Consider the following 24,557-nt stretch of genomic DNA (forward strand, 5'->3'; position numbering starts at 1 on the left):
GCCATCTACGGCAAAAAACCGCGGCGCTGGACAGTCGCCCGGTTTTTCCGGCATATTCCCGCAACTTTTCTGCCCCCATCGCTGACAGGACTGCACGCATGGCCACCTTCCTGGTGCTGCACGGCCCCAACCTGAACCTGCTGGGCACCCGCGAGCCGGGCGTCTACGGCGCCACCACCCTCGCCGACATCGATGCCGACCTGGAGGCGCGCGCCCGCGCCGCCGGCCACCACCTGCTGCACCTGCAGAGCAACGCCGAGTACGAGCTGATCGAGCGCATCCATGCCGCGCGCGGCGAGGGCATCGACTTCATCATCATCAATCCGGCGGCTTTCACCCATACCAGCGTCGCATTGCGTGACGCATTGCTGGCGGTGAGCATCCCATTCATCGAAGTTCACCTGTCGAACGTGCACAAACGTGAACCCTTCCGCCACCACTCCTACTTCTCGGACGTGGCGGTGGGGGTGATCTGCGGCCTCGGCGCCAGCGGCTACCGCCTGGCCCTCGAAGCCGCCATCGAACAACTGCAACGACCCTGACCACATTTCTGGAGTGCCCCTGATGGACATTCGTAAAGTCAAGAAACTGATCGAGCTGCTGGAAGAGTCCGGTATCGACGAGCTGGAAATCTGCGAAGGCGAAGAGTCCGTGCGCATCAGCCGCCACAGCAACAAGCAGCCGCAGTACGCCGCCCAGCCGGTCTACGCCGCCGCTCCGGCCCCGGCTCCGGTCGCCGCCCCGGCGGCCGCTCCGGCCGCTGCCGCCGCTCCGGCCGCCCCGGCGCTGACCGGCAACGTGGTGCGCTCGCCGATGGTCGGCACCTTCTACCGCGCCTCCTCGCCGGACGCCAAGCCGTTCGTCGAAGTCGGCCAGAGCGTCAAGAAGGGCGACATCCTGTGCATCGTCGAAGCGATGAAGATGATGAACCACATCGAGGCCGAAGCCAGCGGCACCATCGGCCAGGTCCTGGTCGAGAACGGCCATCCGGTTGAATTCGACCAGCCGCTGTTCACCATCGTCTGACACGCGGAGTACCTGCGATGTTGCAAAAAGTCCTGATTGCCAACCGCGGCGAGATCGCCCTGCGCGTCCTGCGCGCGTGCAAGGAACTGGGCATCAAGACCGTGGCGGTGCACTCGACTGCCGACCGCGATCTGATGCATGTCTCGCTGGCCGATGAGTCCGTGTGCATCGGCCCGGCGGCTTCCGCCCAGTCCTACCTGAGCATCCCGGCGATCATCGCCGCCGCCGAGGTCACCGGTGCCGACGGCATCCACCCGGGCTACGGCTTCCTCGCCGAGAACGCCGACTTCGCCGAGCAGGTGGAGAAATCCGGCTTCACCTTCATCGGTCCGACCGCCGACGTGATCCGCCTGATGGGCGACAAGGTCTCGGCCAAGAACGCCATGAAGAAGGCCGGCGTGCCGACCGTGCCGGGTTCCGACGGCCCGCTGCCGGAAGACGAGCAGGAAGCACTGAAGATCGCCCGCGAAGTGGGCTATCCGGTGATCATCAAGGCCGCCGGCGGCGGCGGTGGTCGCGGCATGCGCGTGGTGCACAAGGAAGAGGACCTGATTGCCTCGGCCAAGCTGACCCGCACCGAGGCCGGCGCCGCCTTCGGCAACCCGATGGTTTACCTGGAGAAGTTCCTGGTCAACCCGCGCCACGTGGAGATCCAGGTGCTGGCCGACGGCCAGGGCAACGCCATCCACCTGGGCGACCGCGACTGCTCGCTGCAGCGCCGCCACCAGAAGGTGATCGAGGAAGCGCCCGCCCCGCTGATCGACGAGGACGCCCGCCGCAAGGTCCAGGCCCACTGCGTGCAGGCGTGCATCGACATCGGCTACCGCGGCGCCGGCACCTTCGAGTTCCTCTATGAAGACGGCAACTTCTACTTCATCGAGATGAACACCCGCGTGCAGGTCGAGCACCCGGTCACCGAGATGGTCACCGGCATCGACATCGTCAAGGAGATGCTGCGCATCGGCGGCGGCGAGAAGCTGTCGATCAGGCAGGAAGACGTGGTGATCCGCGGTCACGCCATCGAGTGCCGGATCAACGCCGAAGACCCGCGCACCTTCATGCCGAGCCCCGGCAAGGTCAAGCACTACCATGCCCCGGGCGGCAACGGTGTGCGCGTCGACTCGCACCTGTACGACGGCTACGCGGTACCGCCGTACTACGATTCGCTGATCGCCAAGCTGATCACCTTCGGCGCCAGCCGCGACGAAGCCATGGGCCGCATGCGCAACGCCCTGGACGAGCTGATCGTCGACGGCATCAAGACCAACGCCCCGCTGCACCGCGACCTGACCCGCGATGCCGGCTTCTGCAAGGGCGGCGTCAACATCCACTACCTGGAAAAGAAACTGGGTATGGACAAGCACTGAGCCCCGGCTCGGCGCTGAACCACAGGGGCTGCCTTCGGGCGGCCCCTGTCGTTTGCGCTTTCCGTAGCGCACCGTGACGGCGCCGTGGCCTGGCGGTGCGCACCGGCGCACCCTACCCCGCACTGGCCGCGCAACCGCCCCTCCAGTAAGCTTGCCCGCCTTTCCCGCCCATTCCCGAAGAGGCCTCCCCCATGCCCTGGCTGCAAGTCCGACTCGCCATCACCCCCGACCAGGCCGCCGAGCTGGAAGACCAGCTGCTGGAACTGGGCGCCGTCTCGGTGACCTTCATGGACGCCGAGGACCAGCCGATCTTCGAACCGGACCTCGGCACCACCCCGCTGTGGAGCCACACCCACCTGCTCGCCCTGTTCGAGGACGGCACCGACGGCGACGCGGTGCTCGCCCACCTCAGGCTGCTGCGCGGCGGCGAGCTGCCCGAGCATCAGGTCGAGCGCATCGAGGACCAGGACTGGGAGCGCAGTTGGATGGACAACTTCCAGCCGATGCGCTTCGGCCAGCGCCTGTGGATCGTGCCGAGCTGGCACGAGGCGCCCGAACCCGACGCGGTCAACCTGCTGCTCGACCCCGGCCTGGCCTTCGGCACCGGCACCCACCCGACCACCGCGCTGTGCCTGGAGTGGCTGGACGGCCAGGACCTCGCCGGCTGCACCGTGCTCGACTTCGGCTGCGGCTCGGGCATCCTCGCCATCGCCGCGCTGCTGCTCGGCGCGCCGCAGGCGGTGGGCACCGACATCGACCCGCAGGCGCTGGAGGCCTCGCGCGACAACGCCGACCGCAACGGCATCGACCCGGCGCGCTTCCCGGTCTACCTGCCGACCGACCTGCCGCCGCAGCCGGCCGACGTGGTGGTCGCCAACATCCTCGCCGGCCCGCTGGTGCAGCTGGCGCCGACCATCACCGCGCTGGTCAAGAACGGCGGGCGCCTGGCGCTGTCCGGCATCCTCGCCGAGCAGGCCGAGGAAGTGCGCGCCGCCTACGCAGGCGCCTTCGACCTCGACCCCACCGCCGAGAAGGACGGCTGGGTACGCATCAGCGGCGTGCGCCGCTGAACGGTCGGCCCGCTGCCGGGGCGCACGGCGCTGCGCTAGAATGACCATCTGACCTGTTCCGGATTGCCGCCAGCATGACCGAGTCGTTCGTCACCCAGTGCCCCCATTGCCAGACCCGCTTCCGCGTCTCCCGCGCGCAGCTCGGCATGGCCCGCGGCGCCGTGCGCTGCGGCGCCTGCCTGCAGGTGTTCAACGCCGCCGAACAGCTGGCCGACGAGCTGCCGCCGCAGGCCGCGCCGGTGCCGGCGGTCGACCGCGAGCAGCTGCGCGCCGCCGTCGGCGGTGCGCTGGCCGCCGGTGCGGCAGGCGGCCTGGCAGCGGCCGTCCAGGCGGCCCCCGCCGCCGAGCAGACGCCCCCGGCGACGCTCGCCAGCCCTGACACCGGCGCCGCGGCGGCGACCACCGCCACGCTGCAGCCGGCCGGCTACACGCCCGCCCCGCCGCTGGCGCCCGCCGGGGAAGCCGAGACGCCCGCCGCACCGCTCGCCGGCAAGGCGGCGGACGACACCCTGTGGATCCACGACGACCTGGACCTGGACAACCTCGACCTCGACGAGGAACTGGCCAGGCTGGAGCTCGACGGGCTCGAGCTGAGCAGCGAGTTCCGCGACCTGCAACCCACCCATGCCCCCTTCGGCCCGGCCCAGGACAGCAAACCCGATCCCCACGACGAGAGCTGGGTGGAAGCCCTGCTCAACGAGCCCGTCGTCCCGGCCGCTCCCGCCGCCCCGCCGGCCGGCGCCGCGCCGCGACTGATCGACGAGCCGCCGCTGGAGCTGGAGGACGTCGACCCCGACTTCCCCGAGCTCGACGACGACGCCGAGGAAGCCGAGCGCCACGCCCCCGGCGCCCTGGTCGCCGAGCGCGACGAGCCCATTTCGGTCAGCGCCGCCGCCGCCAGCCTGGCCGCCGCCGGTGCCGCCGCAGCGGCCGCCACCGACGGTCCCCGTCGCAGCGAACCGCGCCTGCGCGACGAGGGCCTGCTCAGCCTCAGCGACGAGCCGCTGCAGCTCGACTGGCAGCCGCCCCGGCCCAGCTGGGCGCGCCGCCTGCTGTGGTCGCTGCTGATCCTGCTGGCCCTCGGCGGCCTGGCCGGCCAGTACGTCTACTACAACTTCGAGCAGCTGGCCCGCCAGGAGCAGCTGCGCCCCTGGTTCGAGCGGCTGTGCCCGCTGCTCGGCTGCCAGCTGCCGCCGCGGGTCGACGTCAGCCTGGTGAAGAGCAGCAACCTCACCGTGCGCAACCATCCGAGCCACCCCGGCGCGCTGACCGTCGACGCCATCCTCTACAACCGCGCCGACTTCGCCCAGCCCTTCCCGCTGCTCGAACTGCGCTTCGAGGACATCAACGGCCAGCCGCTGGCCAGCCGCAGCTTCAAGCCCGGCGAGTACCTGGCCGGCGAGCTGGCCGGGCAGAGCGACATGCCGCCGCAGACGCCGATCCACATCGCCCTGGAGATCATCGACCCGGGCACCCGGGCGGTGAACTACCGGCTGGCCTTCCACTCGCCGGACTAAGCCGCGCCGCCGGCTGTTCAAAAAATACTCAGAACAGCCTTTATCCATCCGGCGGGAGCGGGTATCATCGCCACCCTTTTCCAGCAGCTGATTTGCCCCTGCGGCAGGGATACCCCATGTCGGTGGTTCGCATCGGCCCCTACACCCTCCCCAATCGCGTGATCCTGGCCCCCATGGCCGGCGTCACCGATCGCCCGTTCCGCCAGCTCTGCCGCCGCCTCGGCGCCGGCCTGGTGGTGGCCGAAATGCTCACCAGCGACGTGCGCCTGTGGCACAGCCGCAAGTCGCGCCTGCGCATGCTCCACGACGGCGATCCCGAGCCGCGCTCGGTGCAGATCGCCGGCGGCGACCCGCAGATGCTCGCCGAGGCGGCGCGCCGCAACGTCGAGCTGGGCGCGCAGATCATCGACATCAACATGGGCTGCCCGGCCAAGAAGGTGTGCAACAAGGCCGCCGGCTCGGCGCTGATGAAGGACGAGCAGCTGGTCGGGCAGATCCTCGACGCGGTGGTCGCCGCCGTCGACGTGCCGGTGACCCTGAAGATCCGCACCGGCTGGGACCGCGACAACCGCAACGGGGTGGCCATCGCGCGCATCGCCGAGCAGGCCGGCATCGCCGCCCTCTCGGTGCACGGCCGCACCCGCGCCGACCTGTACACCGGCGAGGCCGAGTACGCCACCATCGCCGCGATCCGCGAGGCGGTGGACCTGCCGCTGTTCGCCAACGGCGACATCGACTCGCCCGAGAAGGCCCGCGCCGTGCTCGAGGCCACCGGCGCCGACGCGGTGATGATCGGCCGCGCCGCCCAGGGCCGGCCGTGGATCTTCCGCGAGATCGAGCATTTCCTGCGCACCGGCGAGCTGCTGCCCGCCCCCGCGCTCGCCGAAGTCGAGCGCATCCTCCTCGGCCACCTGGCCGAACTGCATGCCTTCTACGGAGCCGAGCAGGGCGTGCGCATCGCCCGCAAGCACGTCGGCTGGTACCTGGCGACCCTGCCCGGCGCCACCGCCTTCCGTAGCGAATTCAACCGTCTGGACTGCCCCGCCGCGCAGCACGAGCACGTGCGCCGCTTCTTCGCCGGGCAGCACGACACCTGCAGCGGGACGGCCGCATGACCAACCTGAACGAGCATTTTGTGAGTGGAACGACTGCCGTGAGCGACAACGCCAACCTGAAACAGCACCTGATCGCCCCCAGCGTGGAGCGGCAGACCCTGCGCGACAGCGTGGAACAGGCGCTGCACAACTACTTCGCCCACCTCGACGGCCAGCCGGTGACCGACGTCTACAATCTGGTGCTGTCGGAAGTGGAGGCGCCGTTGCTGGAAACCGTGATGCGCTACGTCAAGGGCAACCAGACCAAGGCCTCCGAGCTGCTCGGCCTGAACCGCGGCACCCTGCGCAAGAAGCTCAAGCAGTACGACCTGCTGTAACCCGATTTCGCCCGAGGGACGCGCGGTCCGGCCGCGCGCCCTTCAGTCCAATCCTGTCCTGATGGAATCCGAGATGACCGACCAGACCACCCGCCTTCCCGTCCGCCGCGCGCTGATCAGCGTGTCCGACAAGACCGGCGTCGTCGACTTCGCCCGCGAACTCGCCGCCCTCGGCGTCGAGATCCTCTCCACCGGCGGCACCTTCAAGCTGCTGCGTGACAACGGCATCGCCGCCGTGGAAGTGGCCGACTACACCGGCTTCCCGGAAATGATGGACGGCCGGGTGAAGACCCTGCATCCGAAGATCCACGGCGGCATCCTCGGCCGTCGCGATCTCGACGGCGCGGTGATGGTCGAGCACGGCATCCAGCCGATCGACCTGGTCGCGGTCAACCTCTACCCGTTCGCCGCCACCGTGGCCAAGGCCGGCTGCACCCTGCCCGACGCCATCGAGAACATCGACATCGGCGGCCCGACCATGGTCCGTTCGGCGGCCAAGAACCACAAGGACGTCGCCATCGTGGTCAACGCCGGCGACTACGCCGGCATCGTCGAGGGCCTCAAGGCCGGCGGCCTGACCTACGCCCAGCGCTTCGACCTGGCGCTGAAGGCCTTCGAGCACACCGCTGCCTACGACGGCATGATCGCCAACTACCTGGGCACCATCGACCAGGCCGCCGAGACCCTGTCCACCGAAGGCCGCGCCGCGTTCCCGCGCACCTTCAACAGCCAGTTCGTCAAGGCCCAGGACATGCGCTACGGCGAGAACCCGCACCAGAGCGCGGCCTTCTACGTCGAGGCCAACCCGGCCGAGGCTTCGGTGGCCACCGCCCGCCAGCTGCAGGGCAAGGAGCTGTCGTTCAACAACGTGGCCGACACCGACGCCGCGCTGGAGTGCGTGAAGAGCTTCACCAAGCCGGCCTGCGTGATCGTCAAGCACGCCAACCCGTGCGGCGTGGCCGTGGTCCCGGAAGCCGACGGCGGCATCCGCAAGGCCTACGACCTGGCCTGGGCCACCGATACCGAATCCGCCTTCGGCGGCATCATCGCCTTCAACCGCGAGCTGGACGGCGAGACCGCCAAGGCCATCGTCGAGCGCCAGTTCGTCGAGGTGATCATCGCCCCGAGCGTGTCCGCCGAGGCCCGCGAAGTGGTGGCCGCCAAGGCCAACGTGCGCCTGCTCGAGTGCGGCCAGTGGCCGGCCGAGCGCATCAATGGCCTGGACTACAAGCGCGTCAACGGCGGCCTGCTGGTGCAGAGCCGCGACATCGGCATGATCACCGAGGCCGACCTCAAGGTCGTCACCCAGCGCGCGCCGAGCGAGCAGGAGCTGCACGACCTGATCTTCGCCTGGAAGGTGGCCAAGTTCGTCAAGTCCAACGCCATCGTCTACGCCAAGAACCGCCAGACCGTCGGCGTCGGTGCCGGCCAGATGAGCCGCGTCAACTCCGCGCGCATCGCCGCGATCAAGGCCGAGCACGCCGGCCTTGCGGTCGAGGGCGCGGTGATGGCGAGCGACGCCTTCTTCCCGTTCCGCGACGGCATCGACAACGCCGCCAAGGCCGGCATCACCGCGGTGATCCAGCCGGGTGGCTCGATGCGCGACGCCGAGGTGATCGCCGCCGCCGACGAGGCCGGCATGGCCATGGTGTTCACCGGCATGCGCCACTTCCGTCACTGAGAACCGATCGCCGATCGTCCCCACGCTCCGCGTGGGGATGCAGCCCGGGACGCTCGGCGTCCCATGCCGCGGACGCCGAGCGTCCACAGCACCGCTCCCACGCAGAGCGTGGGAACGATCAACATGAGGCTTGAAACATGAACGTACTGATCATCGGCAGCGGCGGCCGCGAACACGCCCTGGCCTGGAAAGTCGCACAGGATCCGCGCGTCGAGAAGGTCTTCGTCGCCCCCGGCAACGCCGGCACCGCCACCGAGGCCAAGTGCGAGAACGTCGCCATCGACGTGCTGGCCATCGAGCAGTTGGCCGACTTCGCCGCCGCCAACGTGCAGCTGACCATCGTCGGCCCCGAGGCGCCGCTGGTGAAGGGCGTGGTCGACCTGTTCCGCGCCCGCGGCCTGGACATCTTCGGCCCGACCGCCGCCGCCGCCCAGCTGGAAGGCTCCAAGGCCTTCACCAAGGACTTCCTGGCGCGCCAGAACATCCCCACTGCCGCCTACCAGAACTTCACCGAAGTCGAGCCGGCGCTGGCCTACCTGCGCGAGCAGGGCGCGCCGATCGTGGTCAAGGCCGACGGCCTGGCCGCCGGCAAGGGCGTGATCGTCGCCATGACCCTGGAAGAAGCCGAGGAAGCGGTGCGCGACATGCTCTCCGGCAACGCCTTCGGCGACGCCGGCGCGCGCGTGGTGATCGAGGAGTTCCTCGACGGCGAGGAGGCCAGCTTCATCGTCATGGTCGACGGCGAGCACGTGCTGCCGATGGCCACCAGCCAGGACCACAAGCGCGTCGGCGACGGCGACAGCGGCCCGAACACCGGCGGCATGGGCGCCTACTCGCCGGCTCCGGTGGTCACCGCCGAGGTGCACCAGCGGGTGATGGACGAGATCATCTACCCGACCGTGCGCGGCATGGCGGCCGAGGGCAACGTCTACACCGGCTTCCTGTACGCCGGCCTGATGATCGACAAGAGCGGCGCGCCCAAGGTCATCGAGTTCAACTGCCGCTTCGGCGACCCGGAAACCCAGCCGATCATGGTCCGCCTGGAGTCCTCGCTGGTGCTGCTGGTCGAGGCCGCGCTGGCCAAGGCGCTGGACAAGGTCGAGGCGACCTGGGACCCGCGGCCGACCGTGGGCGTGGTGCTGGCCGCCGGCGGCTACCCGGGCGACTACGCCAAGGGCGACGTGATCGAGGGCCTCGACGCGGCGGCGAAGATCGACGGCAAGGTGTTCCACGCCGGCACCGCGCTGAACGCCCAGGGCCAGGTGGTCACCGCCGGCGGCCGCGTGCTGTGCGCCACCGCCATCGGTGCCAGCGTGTCCGACGCCCAGCAGCAGGCCTACCGCCTGGCCGAGCAGATCCGCTGGAACGGCATGTTCTACCGCCACGACATCGGCTACCGCGCCATCGCCCGCGAGCGCGGCGAGGGCTGATGCCGCTCCCCCTCCGGCCGCCGCCCGGCGCGGCGGCCGGACCCGCCCGCGCGGCCCGCCCATCAGGCCGGAGCGCAGCCTGCAACGGGCTGCCATATACTTGCCGGTCGGGGTTACGCCCCTCCGCTTTTCCGTAATACTCTGCCTACCCCACCCAGAAAGGGACGCCTGATCGTGCGCTGGCTTCGGATTGCCATCACCCTGGTCGCCAGCCTGCTGCTGGCGCTGCCCATGCTCCTGCTGGCGCCGCGGGAAGAGGCCGGAGGCCCGCCCTCCTGGCTGCCGGCGACGCTCGAGCCGGCGCTGCTGCTCGGCGCCATGGGCGGCGTGCTGCTGATGCTCGCCGCCTACCACCTGATCCGCTTCGCCCATGGCCGCGATCCGCGCAATCTCCTGCAGTCGGCGCTCTGCCTGCTGCCGGTGGGCCTCGGCATCGCTGGCCTGTGGCCCGATCTGCCGCTGCTGGCCAATGCCGGCCTGCTCTGCGCCGCCACCCTCGGTCTGTTCTTCTACAGCGTGCGCCTGCGCCTGACCCAGCGCGCGCAGCTGCACGCCCGTGCCAGCGCCAGCCGCGCCGAGGCCACCAGCCGCGCCGAACAGGAAGCCAAGGCGCAGCTGCTGGCGCGCATCAGCCACGACATCCGCACCCCGATGAACGGCGTGCTGGGCATGACCGAGCTGCTGCTCGGCACGCCGCTGTCGGCCAAGCAGCGCGACTACGTGCAGACCATCCACAACTCGGGCAACGAGCTGCTGCTGCTGATCAACGAGATCCTCGACCTGTCCGCCCTGGAGTCTGGGGAGATCGAGCTGGAGGAGGTGCAGTTCGACCTGCACGCGCTGATCGAGGAATGCCTCGACATCTTCCGCGCCCGCGCCGAGCGCCAGGGCCTCGAGCTGATCGGCTTCGTCCAGCCGCAGGTGCCGCGCACCCTCAGCGGCGACCCGGCGCGCCTGCGCCAGACCCTGCTCAACCTGCTCGACCACGCCTTCCAGCAGACCGACGAGGGCGAGGTGATGCTGGTCGCCGCCCTGGAGCGCGACAGCGACAGGCCGCGCCTGCGCATCGCCGTGCAGGACAGCGGCCGGCCGCTGAGTCCGGAGCAGCGCGAGGCGCTGGAGCGCACGCCGCTGAACAGCCGCGACTACATGCCGCCGCGCCATGGCGAGGGACATTTCGGCCTGGCCATCAGCCGCCAGCTGATCGCCCTGATGCACGGCGAGTTCGGCATCGAGAGCGGCCAGCAGCAGGGCTCGACCCTGTGGTTCAGCCTGCCGCTGGACCCGGCCTGCCTCGCCCAGGCCGCCCTCGACCCCGACCTGCAGCTGCGCGAGGCGCGGGTGCTGGTGGTCGACGACAACGAGACCTGCCGCAAGGTGCTGATCCAGCAGTGCACCAGCTGGGGCCTGCTGGCCGAGGGCGCCGCCCACGGCAAGGCGGCGCTGGCGCAGCTGCGCAGCAAGGCCAACCTGGGCGAATACTTCGACGCGGTGATCCTCGACTACGACATGCCGGACATGAACGGCCTGCAGCTGGCGGCGAAGATCAAGGCCGACGCCTACCTCAACCACGACCTGCTGCTGATCATGCTCGGCGGGCAGAACCAGGCGCCGAGCAAGCTGGTGGCGCGCAACGCCGGGATCTGCCGCATCCTCGCCAAGCCGGTGGCCGGCTATACCCTCAAGTCCACCCTCGCCGAGGAGCTGGGCCGCGTCCGTCGCGGCCTGGCCGGGCCGCCGGGCAGCCGGCCCGCCGCGGCGCGCCAGATGCCGGCCGACTTCCGCGTGCTGGTCGCCGAGGACAACAGCATCTCCACCAAGGTGATCCAGGGCATGCTCGGCAAGCTCGACCTCGAGCCCGACCTGGTCAGCAACGGCCGCGACGCGCTGCGCGCCATGCAGAACCAGCAGTACGACCTGGTGCTGATGGACTGCGAGATGCCGGTGCTCGACGGCTTCGCCGCCACCGAGCAGCTGCGCGCCTGGGAGGCCGCGCGCCAGCGGCCGCGCACGCCGGTGGTGGCGCTGACCGCGCACATCCTCGGCGAGCACAAGGAGCGCGCCCTCAAGGCCGGCATGGACGGCCACGTGGCCAAGCCGGTGGAGCTGTCGCAGCTGCGCGAGCTGGTCGAGCACTGGCTCGCCCACAAGGAGCAGCAGCAGGCCCAGCGCGCGGCGCGCTCGCTCTGAACGGCGGCGGGCGCCGGACGGCTCAGTCGGCCAGGCGCAGGGTGCCGCGCATCAACGGCGCATGGCCGGGGAAGGAGCAGAAGAACCGGTAGTCCTCGCCGTCCTCGAGCAGGCTAACCGGGAAGGTCACCGAGTCCGACTCGCCGCCGCCGAGCAGGCGGGTGCTGGCGATCACCCGCGCATCGCCGGGGCGCACGAAGCTGTGGCCGAGGCCGCCGAGCAGGCCGGCATTGGCCACCGCCTGCTGCTCGCCGGCGCGCGCCAGCACCCAGTTGTGGCCCATGCGGGTGTGTTCCAGGCGCCCGGTGTGGTGCAGGTGGACGGTGAACTCCCGACAACTGCGGTCGACCTCGATGAGGTCGGTGTCGAAGGCGATGCGGTCGCTGGCCTCGATGTCGACGCTGCACTCCGCCGCCCACAGCGGCATGGCGAGCAGGGCCAGCAGGCCCCCCATCAGGAATTGGCGGGTCACGAAAGGGAGCTCCTCGCTTGGAACATCGGAAATTCAAGCCAGAAGACCGTGCCCTCGCCGCGCTAGTTCCTGCCAGCGGTCGGCTATCGTTGCCATAGAGGGATTCAAGCAGCCGGCGCGCGGCCGGCGGCGGACAATGGGTCCCACCCCACGGAGGACGCCAGCATGGACATCCACGCACTGCTCGAGCGCATTCTTGACGCCTACGCCGCCTACGCCGGCTGCTGCTGCGGCGGCTGCGCCGACTGACCGGCGGCGTCGCCGCGCGGATCGAGCGGATCGATCAGCCCGGCGACGCAGGCCATGCCGACCAGGTCGCTGAGGCGCTCGGCCTGCATGCGCTTCATCACCCGCGCGCGGTACAGGTCGACGGTCTTCACGCTGATGTCGAGCTGCTCGGCGATCTCGCGGCTGGTGTAGCCCTGCACCAGCGGCAGCAGCACGTCGCGCTCGCGCGGCGTCAGGCTGTCCAGCCGCGCGCGCAGCGCCGCCGCGCCGCCCTCGCGGGCCAGCCGCTCGGCGTGACGACGCAGCGCCTGCTGCACGCTGTCGAGCAGCTGCTGCTCGTTGCACGGCTTCTCGAGGAAATCGCAGGCGCCGGCCTTGAAGGCGCGCACCACGATGGGCACGTCGGCGTGGCCGCTGACGAAGATCACCGGCAGCTCGAGGCCGCGCGCGCGCATCTCCTCCTGCACGTTCAGCCCGCCCATCCCCGGCATGCGCACGTCGAGCAGCACGCAGCCCGGTCGCGCCGGGTCGCAGGCCGCCAGAAAGTCCCGCCCGTTGGTGAACGGCAGGGCACTGATTCCCACCGACTCGAGCAGCCACACGGTCGAGTCGAGCATGCCCCGGTCGTCGTCGACCACGTACACCACCTGTTCCTGCACCACCGCCATCGCTCACTCCTGTCGTTCCCGTTGCCCCGCATCGCCCTCGCCGCGCCCGGCCAGCGGCAGGCTGCAGGTCAGCCGCAGCCCCTCGGCCCGGCGGCTGGCGCCCAGCTCGCCGCCGAAGCCCTCGACGATCGAGCGGCTCATCGACAGCCCCAGGCCCAGGCCTTCGGCCTTGCTGGTGTAGAAGGGCGTGAAGATGTGCTCCAGCTCCGCCTCGCCGACGCCCGGCCCCTGGTCCTCGACGCCGATGCACAGGCGCTGGCCGCCGTCCTCCAGGCCCGCCGTCAGGCGGATGCGCGAGGGCGTGCCGGGGTGCGCCTCGCGGTTGGCCTCGATGGCGTTGCGCAGCAGGTTGAGCAGCACCTGTTCGAGCAGCACGCGGTCGGCGTACACCGGCGGCAGATTGTCCGGCAGATCCTCGTCGATCGCCACCTGCGCCTGCGCCGCCTCCCAGGCGCACAGGCGCACCGCCTCGCGCGCCACCGCCGCGGCGTCGAGCGCCTGCATGCGCCGCTGGCCCTTGCGCAGGAAGGCGCGCAGGCGGCGGATCACCTCGGCGGCGTGGTTGGCGTGGGCGGTGATCCGCTCCAGACCCTGGGCCACCCGCTCGACCGCCTGCGGGTCCTGGCCGACGCTGCGCAGGTAGCGCTGGCTGGCGCCGGCGTAGTTGACCACCGCGGCCAGCGGCTGGTTGATCTCGTGGGCGATCCCCGAGGCCAGCTCGCCGAGGGTGACCAGCCGCGCGGTGTGCGCCAGCTCGTCCTGGTGGCGGCGCAGCTGGCTCTCGCGCAGCTCGCGCTCGGTCATGTCGCGCGCCACCAGCGAGAAGTAGCGGCCGCCGTCGGCGCCGGCATGCGCCAGCAGCACCAGCGACACCGGCAGGGACGCCGTACCGTCCGGGGCGTGCAGGCGCATGTCGCTCTTCCACACGCCGTGCTGCTCGGCGCAGGCCAGCCCGTCGTCGAGCAGGCGCGCCAGCTCGGCGGGCTCCAGCAGCGCGGCCAGCGGCGGCGCCGCCGCGCCCTCGGCGAGGCCCAGGGTGCGCCGCGCCGACTGGTTGAGGTAGGTGAGATTGCCGCCGCGGTCGATGAACAGCACCAGGTCGGTGGTCGCCTCGATCACCTCGGCCAGCCGCCGGCGCGCCTCCTCGCCCTGCACCCGCGCGGTGATGTCGCGCGACACGCTGACGATCTCCACCACCGTGCCGGTGTAGGTCTCGCGGATCGCCCGCGCGGCGGTCTCGAACCACAGGTAGCGGCCATCGCGGTGGCGCAGGCGGTAGCTCATGGTGTGGTAGCCGAGGCGCTCGAGCTGCTCGCGGGCCTGGCGCATCTGGCCGAGGTCGCCCGGATGCAGCAGCTCGCGCACGCGCAGCCCACGCAGCTGCTCCGGCCAGTAGCCGAGCAGGGTCCAGGACGCCGGCGAGGCGTCGAGGAAGCGGCCGTCCGGGGTGTGCCGGGAGATCAGGTCGGTGGTGTTCTCGGTGATCACCCGGTACAGCCGGCGCGCCCGCGCCGCCTCGCGCTCGCCGCGCAGCTGCTCGCTGGCGTCGCGGCCGCGCGCCAGCACGCGGCCGCCGTCCACCGGGACGAACTGCCAGAGCAGGCTGCGCCCGCCGACCTCGGCGGCCACCGGCCCCACCGCGCGCTGCTGGCCGCGACAGGCCTGCACCAGCTGGCGATGGTTGACCGGCAGCAGCGCCGCCGTGGAGTTGGCCGCACAGTCCTGCTGCAGGCGGTGGGCGGCGCGGTTGAGGTCGAGCACGCCACCCTCGGCGTCGAGCAGCAGGCCCGGCGCATCGTCGGCCTGCAGCAGCGGCGCCGGACGCAGCTGCTGGCGGGCCAGGCCGAGCAGCGCAGCGAGCAGCTCGCCGAGCCAGGCCGCCAGCCCCGGCGCGACACCCTCGGCGAGCACCAGCAGCAGCAGGCCGGGCTCGCCAGGGGCCAGCTCCAGGGCCAGGGCCACGCCATCGCGGATGCCGGCGCGGCGCAGGCGGCCGGCCAGCCAGCAGGGCAGCGCGCGCAGGGTCGCGACGTCCAGTTCGCGGCGCGCCGCCAGCGCGGCGAGCAGCTCGGCATCGCTGGCCCCCGCCGGATCGCCCGCCCCCGGCGGCAGGCGCCGCGTGCTGCCCAGCTCGGCGTAGGTGCCGGCCGCCGGCTGCCAGGCCAGGTAGTAGGCCTGCGCCACCTCGGGCCGCGCCTGCGCCAGGCGCAGCAGGGCGTCGGCCAGCTCGTCGCGCGCCACGCTCTCGCCGGCCAGGCGCAGCAGCTCGCGCATTTCGCGCGGCACCCCGCCCCCCTGAGTGTCGATCAACGCCATGGTCTCCGGGCCTCTCCCGCCTGATATGGTATTTGTACTATATACCTACAGATAAAAACCTATACACATTTCCGAAAATACGATCTATGCTCGGGGCAAGTCATCACAGGGACGTGGTGCCGCAGGTCGTCGATCCGGCCGCGCCGCGTCGATGCACGAACAAGAACAGAGCTAACAATCAGCCAGCGGATACTGTCATGTCGATCTACGAGCAGGGCCTCGCGCCCGCCCCCGTGAACCACGTCGCCCTCTCCCCGCTCAGCTTCATCGAGCGCACCGCCAGCATCTACCCCGACCGCCTCGCCGTGATCCACGGCGCCATCCGCCGCGACTGGCGCGAGACCTACCGGCGCTGCCGGCGCCTGGCCTCGGCGCTGGCCGGGCGCGGCATCGGCCAGGGCGACACCGTGGCGGTGATGCTGCCCAACATCCCGGCCATGCTCGAGGCGCACTTCGGCGTGCCGATGGTCGGCGCGGTGCTCAACACCCTCAACGTGCGCCTGGACGCCGAGGCCATCGCCTTCATGCTGCAGCACGGCGAGGCCAAGGTGCTGATCGCCGACCGCGAATTCCACGAGGTGGTGCATGCCGCGGTCGGCATGCTCGGCCGGCCGCTGCTGGTGATCGACGTCGACGACCCCGAGTACGGCGAGGGCCAGCCGACCAGCGAACTCGACTACGAGGCCTTCCTCGCCGAGGGCGACCCGCAGTTCGCCTGGCAGGGCCCGGACGACGAGTGGCAGGCGATCAGCCTCAACTACACCTCCGGCACCACCGGCAATCCCAAGGGGGTGGTCTACCATCACCGCGGCGCCTTCCTCAACGCCATGGGCAACCAGATGACCTGGGCGATGGGCCATCACCCGGTCTACCTGTGGACCCTGCCGATGTTCCACTGCAACGGCTGGTGCTTCCCGTGGACCATCACCGCGCTGGCCGGCACCCACGTGCTCCTGCGCCGGGTCGACCCGCAGAAGATCCTCACCCTGATCCGCGAGCACCGCGTCACCCACCTGTGCGGCGCGCCCATCGTCCTCAACGCGCTGGTCAACATGCCCGACTCGGCCAAGGCCGCCATCGACCACCCGGTCAACGCCATGGTCGCCGGCGCCGCGCCGCCGGCCAAGGTGATCGGCGCGGTGGAGGAGATGGGCATCAAGGTCACCCACGTCTACGGCCTCACCGAGGTCTACGGCCCGGTCACCGTGTGCGCCTGGCACGAGGAGTGGGACGCCCTGTCGCTGGACGAGCGGGCACGCATCAAGGCGCGCCAGGGCGTGCGCTACCCGACCCTGGAAGGGGTGATGGTCGGCGACCCGAAGACCCTCGAGCCGGTACCGCGCGACGGCGAGACCCTCGGCGAGATCTTCATGCGCGGCAACACGGTGATGAAGGGCTACCTGAAGAACCCGACCGCCACCGAGGAAGCCTTCGCCGGCGGCTGGTTCCACACCGGCGACCTGGCCGTGTGCCACCCGGACGGCTACGTGGAGATCAAGGACCGCCTCAAGGACATCATCATCTCCGGCGGCGAGAACATCTCCACCATCGAGGTGGAGGGCGTGCTGTACCGCCACCCGGCGGTGCTGGAGGCCGCGGTGGTGGCCCGCCCGGACGAGAAGTGGGGCGAGACGCCCTGCGCCTTCGTCACCCTCAAGCAGGGCCACGCGGCCAGCCAGGCGGAAATCGTCACCTTCTGCCGCGAGCACCTGGCGCACTTCAAGGTGCCGAAGACCGTGGTGTTCGACGCCCTGCCGAAGACCTCCACCGGCAAGATCCAGAAGTACGTGCTGCGCGACTGGGCGCGGGCGCTCTAGCCCGCCCTCCGGCCCGCCCCTCCCCGCCCAGGATCACCACGCGGCGGCGCCTCGCGCGCCGCCGTGCAGGGTACGGCTACAACAACAACTCGGAGCCCGCTCATGGACCTCAGCGTTACCCGTCATGCCCAGAGTTACGACCAGATCCGCAACAACCCCAAGTTCCGCCAGCTGGCGCAGAGCCGTTCGCGCCTGGCCTGGTCGCTGAGCGCCGCGGTGCTCGGCACCTACTTCCTGTTCATGGCCACCGTGGCCTTCGCCCCCGAACTGCTGCACCGGCCGCTGGCCGAGGGCAGCCCGCTGACCGTCGGCCTGCCGGTCGGCGCCGCGGTGATCGTGCTGTCCTGGCTGCTCACCGGCTGGTACGTGCGCTGTGCCAACACCCGCTTCGACGCCCTCAACGCCGAACTGATCGAGGAGAGCCGGCAATGAACGCACTGCGCACCCTCGGCCTCGCCGCCCTCGCCCTGCTGCCCGCCGCCGCCCTCGCCGGCCCCGGCGTCGCCGCGGCCGAGAAGCAGCCGCTCAACCTGCACGCCATCGGCATGTTCTTCGTCTTCGTCCTCGGCACCCTGGCGATCACCTGGTGGGCAGCGCGGCAGACCCGCTCGACGTCCGACTTCTACACCGCCGGCGGCGGCATCAGCGGCTTCCAGAACGGCCTGGCGATCGCCGGCGACTACATGTCCGCCGCCACCCTGCTCGGCCTGTCCAGCCTGATGTTCGCCAAGGGCTACGACGGCTTCGTCTACACCGTGGCGTTCTTCGTCGGCTGGCCGCTGATCACCTTCCTGATGGCCGAGCGCCTGCGCAACCTCGGCCGCTTCACCTTCGCCGACATCGTCTCCTACCGCCTCGACCAGACGCGCATCCGCACCTTCGCCGCGTTCGGCTCGCTGACCGTGGTGTGCTGCTACCTGGTGGTGCAGATGGTCGGCGCCGGCCAGCTGATCAAGCTGCTGTTCGGCCTCGACTACCCGGTGGCGGTGGTGGTGGTCGGCCTGCTGATGCTGGTCTACGTGATCTTCGGCGGCATGATCGCCACCACCTGGGTGCAGATCATCAAGGCGGTGCTGCTGCTCGCCGGCGGCACCACCCTGGCGTTCCTGGCCATGGCCGAGTTCGGCTTCAGCTACTCGGCGCTGGCCGAGCGCGCCATCGACACCCACGCCATCGGCAAGGCGATCATGGGCCCGGGCAGCATGCTCGCCGACCCGTTCAACGCCGCCTCGATGTCGCTCGGCCTGGTGTTCGGCATCGCCGGCCTGCCGCACATCCTGATGCGCTTCTTCACCGTGCCCAACGCCAAGGAAGCGCGCAAGTCGGTGTTCTTCGCCACCGGCTTCATCGGTTTCTTCTTCCTGGTGGTCGCCACCCTCGGCTTCTCCGCCATCGTCATCGTCGGCAGCGACCCGCAGTACTTCGTCGGCGGCGACACCAAGGGCGCGCTGGTCGGCGGCGGCAACATGGTGGCCATGCACCTGGCCAAGGCGGTCGGTGGCAACCTGTTCCTCGGCTTCCTCTCCGCCGTGGCCTTCGCCACCATCCTCGCCGTGGTCGCCGGCCTGGCCCTGGCCGGCGCCTCGGCGATCTCCCACGACCTCTACGCCACCGTGCTGAAGAAGGGCCAGGCCAGCGAGCGGGACGAGATGCGCGTGACCCGCATCGCCACCGTCGGCCTGGGTATCGTCGCCATCCTGCTGGGCATCCTGTTCGAGAAGCAGAACGTCGCCTTCCTGGTCGGCCTGACCTTCGGCGTCGCCGCCTCGACCAACTTCCCGGTGCTGATCATGGCCATGTACTGGAAGGGCCTGACCACCCGCGGCGCCCTGTGCGGCGGCATCGCCGGCCTGGTCAGCGCCATGCTGCTGGTGATCCTGTCGCCGGCGGTGTGGGTCACCGTGCTGGGCAACGCCAAGGCGATCTTCCCCTACGACCACCCGGCGCTGATCTCCATGCCGCTGGCCTTCCTGGTCATCGTGGTGGTCTCCAGGCTGGACCGCAGCGCCCGCGCGATGCGCGAGCGCGCCGCCTTCGACGACCAGTTCGTGCGCGCGCAGACCGGCCTCGGCTCGGCCGCCGCGGTCGCCCACTGACCCCATAGCAACAGCGCCCCGGCCGTCCGCGGATGGGCCGGGGCGCACGAATCAGCGGGCGCCCGCGCGCCCTGATCCATCGAGGTTCCGACATGCCCGAGTTCAACGCCCCCCTGCGCGACATGCGCTTCGTCCTCCATGAAGTCTTCGCCGCCCCGGCCCTGTGGGCTCGCCTGCCGGCGCTCAGCGAGAGCATCGACGCCGACACCGCCGACGCCATCCTCGAGGAGGCCGCCAAGGTCACCGGCCAGTTGCTCGCCCCGCTCAACCGCAGCGGCGACGAGGAAGGCGCGCGCTTCGACAACGGCGCGGTGGCCACCCCGGCCGGCTTCCGCGAGGCCTACGCCACCTACATCGACGGCGGCTGGGTCGGCCTGTCCGGCAACCCCGAGTACGGCGGCCTGGGCATGCCCAAGATGCTCGCCGTGCAGTTCGAGGAGATGCTCTACGCCGCCGGCTCCAGCTTCGCCCTGTACTCGGCGCTGACCTCCGGCGCCTGTCTGGCCATCGACGCCCACGCCAGCGAGCAGCTCAAGCAGACCTACCTGCCGCGCCTGTACAGCGGCGAATGGGCCGGCACCATGTGCCTGACCGAGCCCCATGCCGGCAGCGACCTCGGCCTGTTGCGCGCCCGCGCCGAGCCGCAGGCCGATGGCAGCTACGCGATCAGCGGCACCAAGATCTTCATCACCGGTGGCGAGCAGGACCTCACCGCCAACATCGTCCACCTGGTGCTGGCGCGCCTGCCCGACGCCCCGGCCGGTTCGCGCGGCATCTCGCTGTTCCTGGTGCCCAAGTTCCTGGTCGAAGCCGACGGCAGCCTCGGCGCGCGCAACCCGGTGAGCTGCGGCTCCATCGAGCACAAGATGGGCATCAAGGCCTCGGCCACCTGCGTGATGAACTTCGACGGCGCCCGCGGCTGGCTGGTCGGCGAACCGAACCGCGGTCTGGCGGCGATGTTCACCATGATGAACTACGAGCGCCTGTCGATCGGCATCCAGGGCATCGGCTGCGCCGAGGCCTCCTACCAGAGCGCCGTGGCCTACGCCCGCGAGCGCCTGCAGGGCCGCGCGCCGGGCGGCGCCGTGGCGCCCGAGAAGAGCGCCGACCCGATCCTCGCCCAGCCCGACGTGCGGCGCATGCTGCTGACCATGAAGGCGCTCACCGAGGGCGGCCGCGCCTTCGCCTGCTGGGTCGGCCAGCAGCTCGACCTGGCCAAGTTCGCCAGCGACGCGCAGGAGCGGCGCGACGCCGAGGCGCTGGTCGCCCTGCTCACCCCGGTGGCCAAGGCGTTCTTCACCGACACCGGCCTGGAGAGCTGCGTGCACGGCCAGCAGGTGTTCGGCGGCCACGGCTACATCCGCGAGTGGGGCCAGGAGCAACTGGTGCGCGACGTGCGCATCGCGCAGATCTACGAGGGCACCAACGGCATCCAGGCCCACGACCTGCTCGGCCGCAAGGTGCTGGGCGGCGACGGCGCCGGCCTGCGCCTGTTCGCCGGCGAGATCCGCGCCTTCGTCGACAGCCCGGCCGGCAGCGCCCAGCCGTTCTCCGGCGAACTGCTCGCCGCCCTCGACTGCCTGGAGCACTGCGGCGACTGGCTGCGCCAGCAGGCCGCGGCCAACCCCGCGGAAGTCGGCGCCGCCGCGGTCGACTACCTGCAGCTGTTCGGCTACGTCGCCTACGCCTACATGTGGGCGCGCATGGCCGCGGTGGCCCAGGCCAACCGCGCCGCCGACGAGGCCTTCTACGCCGCCAAGCTGGCCACCGCGCAGTTCTACTTCCGCAAGCTGCTGCCGCGCATCCACAGCCTGGAGGCGAGCATCCGCGCCGGCAGCGCGCCGCTGTACGGACTCGACGACGCGCAGTTCTGAACCGCCTTCCCGCTTTCCCGTGAGCCACTTTGCGCGGCGTGCCGTCCTGCGGCCGTCGCGCTTTTTTCTTCCGCGTGGCAGCCTGACTGCCTGCCGCGCCGCTGCGCGCAGCAAAACAACAACAAGGAGCCCCCATGCGTACCCTGACCACCCTGTCCGGCAACAGCCAGAAACTCGACGGCGGCGCCATGTTCGGCAATGCCCCGCGCGCCCTGTGGGAGCGCTGGATGCCGGCCGACGCACTGCACCGCATCGATCTCGGCTGCCGCGCCCTGCTGGTGCGCGAGGACGAGCACAACGTGCTGGTGGAAACCGGCATCGGCGCCTTCTTCAGCCCCGAACTGAAGGAACGCTTCGGCGTGCAGGAAAGCCGCCACGTGCTGCTCGACAACCTGGCGAAGCTGGGCCTGTCCGACGCCGACATCGACGTGGTGGTGCTCACCCACCTGCACTTCGACCACGCCGGCGGCCTGCTCGCGCCCTGGGCCGAGGGCCAGCCGCCGCGCCTGCTGTTCCCCCACGCGCGCTTCGTCACCGGCCGCCGCCAGTGGCAGCGCGCCGTGGCGCCGCACGCCCGCGACCGCGCCTCCTACATCCCCGAGCTGCTCGAACTGCTGGAGAACAGCGGCCGCCTGGAACTGCTCGACGACGGCGAGACCTCGCCGACCCTCGGCGCGGACTGGCGCTTCCACGTCAGCGACGGCCACACCCCCGGCCAGTTCCTCCCCGAGGTGCAGATGCCCGGCGGCCCGGTGGTGTTCGCCGGTGACCTGATCCCCGGCGCACCCTGGGTGCACCTGCCGATCACCATGGGCTACGACCGCTTCCCGGAAGGGCTGATCGAGGAGAAGACCGCGCTGCTCGAGGACCTGCTGGCGCGCAATGGCCGGCTGGTGTTCACCCACGACCCCCAGGTGGCGATGGGCCGGGTGGTGCGCGATTCAAAGGGCAAGTACGGGTTGAGCGAGAGCTGTGCGGAGGTGGTGGGGCTGGTGGAGTGACCGATCGCGCCTGACGCCGCCTCAGTTGCCGCCAACCACCTGCAACCCCAGACCCAGCTCCGCCGCGATCGACAGCGGCAGCAGCAGGGTGTCCAGCAGCGCGCTGGCCGGCAGGTCGAGGCCGGGATGCTTCGGCGCCTCGGCGCCGAAGCGGTCCAGCGGGCAGCAGCCGCCGTTGAGGGCGTACCAGTCCAGGCGGGTGCCGGAATAGATCAGCGGCGCGCCAGGCTTGGCGGCATCGAGGGTGCGCACGCTGGCGCAGCCGCTCAGCAGCAAAGGCGCCAGCAGCAGGAGCGCGGGGGCGAATCTGTTCGCCTTCGCGGCGAGGCCGGCGAATGAATTCGCCCCTACAGGTTCACTCATCGGGGCTCACCCGGTGGTGCTCGCCCCAGCGCGGCAGCATGTCCTGGGGGATGTTCAGCTGGTTGAGGATGCGCGCCACCACGAAATCGACCAGGTCGTCGATGGTCTGCGGCTGGTGGTAGAAGCCCGGCGCGGCAGGCAGGATCACCGCGCCCATGTTGGACAGCCTGAGCATGTTCTCCAGGTGGATGGTGGAGAACGGCGCCTCGCGCGGCACCAGGATCAGCTGGCGGCGCTCCTTGAGCGCCACGTCGGCGGCGCGCTCGATCAGGTTGTTGCAGGCCCCCGTGGCAATGGCCGACAGGCTGCCGGTGGAGCAGGGCACCACCACCATGGCCGCCGGGGCGCTGGAGCCGGAGGCCGGCGGCGCCATCCAGTCGTCCTGGCCGAACACGCGGATCTGCCCGGGTGCGGCACCGGTGTACTCGGTGAGGAACGCCTGCATCGCCCGCGGCCGCGGCGGCAGGGCGACGTCGGTCTCGGTGGCCATCACCAGCTGCGCCGCCCTGGAGATCAGGAAGTGCACCTCGCGCTCCTCCTGCACCAGGCAGTCGAGCAGGCGCAGGCCGTACTGCGAACCTGACGCGCCAGTCATCGCCAGGGTGATGCGTTCCGGGCCGCTCATCGCCGTCTCTCCTTATTCGGCCAGCGCCTTGGCCAGCTTGCCGTGCAGGCCGCCGAAGCCGCCGTTGCTCATGATCACCACCTGGGTGCCCGGGGTGGCGCTGCCCTTGACCGCGGCGATGATGCCCTCCAGCGAGTCGCACACGGTGCTCGGCACCGTGGAGCCGGCCACCGTGGCGGCCAGGTCCCAGCCGAGGCTGGCCGGCGCGTACCAGATGGCGCGGTCGGCCTGGCTCACCGAGTCCGCCAGCCCCTCGCGGTGGGCGCCGAGCTTCATCGAGTTGGAGCGCGGCTCGATCACCGCGATGATCGGCGCGCTGCCGACGCGCTTGCGCAGGCCGTCGAGGGTGGTGGCGATGGCGGTCGGATGGTGGGCGAAGTCGTCATAGAGGGTGACGCCCCTGACCTCGGCGACCTTTTCCATGCGCCGCTTGACGCTCCTGAAGCTCGACAGCGCCGCGCAGCCCTGCGCCGGGGTGACGCCGACGTGGCGCGCCGCGGCCAGGGTGGCCAGGGCATTGGCGACGTTGTGGCGGCCGGTCAGCTCCCACTCCACCGTGCCCTGCACGGCGCCCTCGAACAGCACCTCGAAGCGCGAGCCGTCCTCGGCGAGCAGGTGGGCCTGCCACTGGCCGCCGTGGCCGGTGGTCTGCACCGGGGTCCAGCAGCCCATCTCCAGCACCCGGCCGAGCGCCTCCTCGGCGGCCGGACGGATGATCAGGCCCTCGCCCGGCACGGTGCGCACCAGGTGGTGGAACTGCCGCTCGATGGCCGCCAGATCCGGGAAGATGTCCGCGTGGTCGAATTCGAGGTTGTTGAGGATGGCGGTGCGCGGCCGGTAGTGGACGAACTTGCTGCGCTTGTCGAAGAAGGCGCTGTCGTACTCGTCGGCCTCGACCACGAAGAACGGCGTGCCGCCCAGGCGCGCCGACACGCCGAAGTTCTGCGGCACCCCGCCGATCAGGAAGCCCGGGCTCATCCCGGCGTCCTCCAGCACCCAGGCCAGCATGCTGCTGGTGGTGGTCTTGCCGTGGGTGCCGGCCACCGCCAGCACCCAGCGCCCCTGCAGCACGTGGTCGGCCAGCCACTGCGGGCCGCTGACGTAGGGCAGGCCGGCGTTGAGCACGTGCTCCACCGCCGGGTTGCCGCGCGACAGGGCGTTGCCGATCACCACCAGGTCCGGCGCCGGGTCGAGGTGCGCCGGATCGTAGCCCTGCATGAGTTCGATGCCCTGGGCCTCGAGCTGGGTGCTCATCGGCGGGTAGACGTTGGCGTCGGAGCCGGTGACGCGGTGGCCGAGTTCCTTGGCCAGCACCGCCAGCGAGCCCATGAAGGTGCCGCAGATGCCGAGAATGTGGATATGCATGGGTGTCCTCGAATACGGG

At 70.7% G+C, this 24,557-nt stretch carries 21 protein-coding genes; 15 read left to right on the forward strand and 6 right to left on the reverse strand.

Annotation, left to right across the window (positions count from 1 at the left end):
• Positions 1-98 precede the first annotated feature (98 nt).
• The 10 genes from aroQ to SK095_RS13665 all read left to right on the forward strand — a co-directional run bounded on the left by aroQ (position 99) and on the right by SK095_RS13665 (position 11,713).
• Positions 99-542, forward strand: a complete 444-nt coding sequence (gene aroQ / locus SK095_RS13620) for a type II 3-dehydroquinate dehydratase (protein ID WP_136490963.1) — start codon at positions 99-101, stop codon at positions 540-542.
• 22 nt (positions 543-564) lie between these two features.
• The gene (gene accB / locus SK095_RS13625; protein ID WP_201487424.1) at positions 565-1,026 is read left to right on the forward strand and encodes an acetyl-CoA carboxylase biotin carboxyl carrier protein; all 462 of its coding nucleotides are present in this window, start codon (positions 565-567) and stop codon (positions 1,024-1,026) included.
• A 17-nt stretch (positions 1,027-1,043) separates the two neighbouring features.
• Positions 1,044-2,393: an acetyl-CoA carboxylase biotin carboxylase subunit gene (gene accC, locus SK095_RS13630; protein WP_136491808.1), complete on the forward strand. Its 1,350-nt coding sequence runs from the start codon at positions 1,044-1,046 to the stop codon at positions 2,391-2,393.
• 191 nt (positions 2,394-2,584) lie between these two features.
• Positions 2,585-3,463: a 50S ribosomal protein L11 methyltransferase gene (gene prmA, locus SK095_RS13635; protein WP_320546593.1), complete on the forward strand. Its 879-nt coding sequence runs from the start codon at positions 2,585-2,587 to the stop codon at positions 3,461-3,463.
• 74 nt (positions 3,464-3,537) lie between these two features.
• Positions 3,538-4,980 (forward strand): DUF3426 domain-containing protein, encoded by a 1,443-nt coding sequence (locus tag SK095_RS13640; RefSeq protein WP_320546594.1) that lies wholly within the window; start codon positions 3,538-3,540, stop codon positions 4,978-4,980.
• Between the two features lie 116 nt (positions 4,981-5,096).
• Positions 5,097-6,095, forward strand: a complete 999-nt coding sequence (gene dusB / locus SK095_RS13645) for a tRNA dihydrouridine synthase DusB (protein WP_201485569.1) — start codon at positions 5,097-5,099, stop codon at positions 6,093-6,095.
• Positions 6,092-6,412, forward strand: coding sequence for a DNA-binding transcriptional regulator Fis (gene fis, locus SK095_RS13650; protein ID WP_136491717.1), 321 nt, complete (start codon positions 6,092-6,094; stop codon positions 6,410-6,412). Before dusB ends, fis begins: the two co-directional genes overlap by 4 nt.
• Before the next feature lie 73 nt (positions 6,413-6,485).
• On the forward strand, positions 6,486-8,093 hold the full coding sequence (gene purH, locus SK095_RS13655; protein WP_201485568.1) for a bifunctional phosphoribosylaminoimidazolecarboxamide formyltransferase/IMP cyclohydrolase: 1,608 nt from the start codon (positions 6,486-6,488) through the stop codon (positions 8,091-8,093).
• Positions 8,094-8,230: 137 nt separating this feature from the next.
• The gene (purD, locus tag SK095_RS13660; RefSeq protein ID WP_201485567.1) at positions 8,231-9,523 is read left to right on the forward strand and encodes a phosphoribosylamine--glycine ligase; all 1,293 of its coding nucleotides are present in this window, start codon (positions 8,231-8,233) and stop codon (positions 9,521-9,523) included.
• A 174-nt stretch (positions 9,524-9,697) separates the two neighbouring features.
• The gene (locus tag SK095_RS13665) at positions 9,698-11,713 is read left to right on the forward strand and encodes a response regulator (RefSeq protein ID WP_414153849.1); all 2,016 of its coding nucleotides are present in this window, start codon (positions 9,698-9,700) and stop codon (positions 11,711-11,713) included.
• A 22-nt stretch (positions 11,714-11,735) separates the two neighbouring features.
• Here SK095_RS13665 and azu read toward each other — a convergent pair whose 3' ends face one another.
• The 3 genes from azu to SK095_RS13680 all read right to left on the reverse strand — a co-directional run bounded on the left by azu (position 11,736) and on the right by SK095_RS13680 (position 15,397).
• Entirely contained in the window at positions 11,736-12,167 is a 432-nt protein-coding gene (azu, locus tag SK095_RS13670) for an azurin (protein WP_136491731.1), read from the reverse strand.
• Positions 12,168-12,397: 230 nt separating this feature from the next.
• The gene (locus tag SK095_RS13675; RefSeq protein ID WP_136491729.1) at positions 12,398-13,081 is read right to left on the reverse strand and encodes a response regulator transcription factor; all 684 of its coding nucleotides are present in this window, start codon (positions 13,079-13,081) and stop codon (positions 12,398-12,400) included.
• Positions 13,082-13,084: 3 nt separating this feature from the next.
• Positions 13,085-15,397: a PAS domain S-box protein gene (locus tag SK095_RS13680; protein WP_414153850.1), complete on the reverse strand. Its 2,313-nt coding sequence runs from the start codon at positions 15,395-15,397 to the stop codon at positions 13,085-13,087.
• Positions 15,398-15,594: 197 nt separating this feature from the next.
• On the opposite strand from SK095_RS13680, the gene SK095_RS13685 reads away from it, so the two are divergent.
• The 5 genes from SK095_RS13685 to SK095_RS13705 all read left to right on the forward strand — a co-directional run bounded on the left by SK095_RS13685 (position 15,595) and on the right by SK095_RS13705 (position 22,185).
• On the forward strand, positions 15,595-17,214 hold the full coding sequence (locus SK095_RS13685) for an acyl-CoA synthetase (protein ID WP_320546595.1): 1,620 nt from the start codon (positions 15,595-15,597) through the stop codon (positions 17,212-17,214).
• Positions 17,215-17,316: 102 nt separating this feature from the next.
• The gene (locus SK095_RS13690) at positions 17,317-17,646 is read left to right on the forward strand and encodes a DUF485 domain-containing protein (protein WP_136491422.1); all 330 of its coding nucleotides are present in this window, start codon (positions 17,317-17,319) and stop codon (positions 17,644-17,646) included.
• Positions 17,643-19,310: a cation acetate symporter gene (locus tag SK095_RS13695; RefSeq protein ID WP_136491421.1), complete on the forward strand. Its 1,668-nt coding sequence runs from the start codon at positions 17,643-17,645 to the stop codon at positions 19,308-19,310. Before SK095_RS13690 ends, SK095_RS13695 begins: the two co-directional genes overlap by 4 nt.
• A 92-nt stretch (positions 19,311-19,402) precedes the next feature.
• Positions 19,403-21,184 (forward strand): acyl-CoA dehydrogenase C-terminal domain-containing protein, encoded by a 1,782-nt coding sequence (locus SK095_RS13700; RefSeq protein ID WP_320546596.1) that lies wholly within the window; start codon positions 19,403-19,405, stop codon positions 21,182-21,184.
• Positions 21,185-21,318: 134 nt separating this feature from the next.
• Positions 21,319-22,185 carry an MBL fold metallo-hydrolase gene (locus SK095_RS13705; protein ID WP_320546597.1) on the forward strand — a complete coding sequence of 289 codons (867 nt, stop codon included), beginning with the start codon at positions 21,319-21,321 and terminating at the stop codon, positions 22,183-22,185.
• 21 nt (positions 22,186-22,206) lie between these two features.
• On the opposite strand, the gene SK095_RS13710 is transcribed toward SK095_RS13705, so the two are convergent.
• Genes SK095_RS13710 through mpl form a run of 3 tightly spaced genes read right to left on the reverse strand, consistent with a single transcriptional unit; the run spans position 22,207 to position 24,538 of the window.
• Positions 22,207-22,548, reverse strand: coding sequence for a YceK/YidQ family lipoprotein (locus SK095_RS13710; RefSeq protein WP_320546598.1), 342 nt, complete (start codon positions 22,546-22,548; stop codon positions 22,207-22,209).
• Positions 22,541-23,173: a flavin prenyltransferase UbiX gene (ubiX, locus tag SK095_RS13715; RefSeq protein ID WP_136491417.1), complete on the reverse strand. Its 633-nt coding sequence runs from the start codon at positions 23,171-23,173 to the stop codon at positions 22,541-22,543. Before ubiX ends, SK095_RS13710 begins: the two co-directional genes overlap by 8 nt.
• Positions 23,174-23,185: 12 nt before the next feature.
• The gene (gene mpl, locus SK095_RS13720; RefSeq protein ID WP_320546599.1) at positions 23,186-24,538 is read right to left on the reverse strand and encodes a UDP-N-acetylmuramate:L-alanyl-gamma-D-glutamyl-meso-diaminopimelate ligase; all 1,353 of its coding nucleotides are present in this window, start codon (positions 24,536-24,538) and stop codon (positions 23,186-23,188) included.
• Between the last annotated feature and the right edge of the window lie 19 nt (positions 24,539-24,557).

This window comes from Pseudomonas sp. AN-1 (assembly GCF_034057115.1).
Taxonomy (GTDB): domain Bacteria; phylum Pseudomonadota; class Gammaproteobacteria; order Pseudomonadales; family Pseudomonadaceae; genus Geopseudomonas.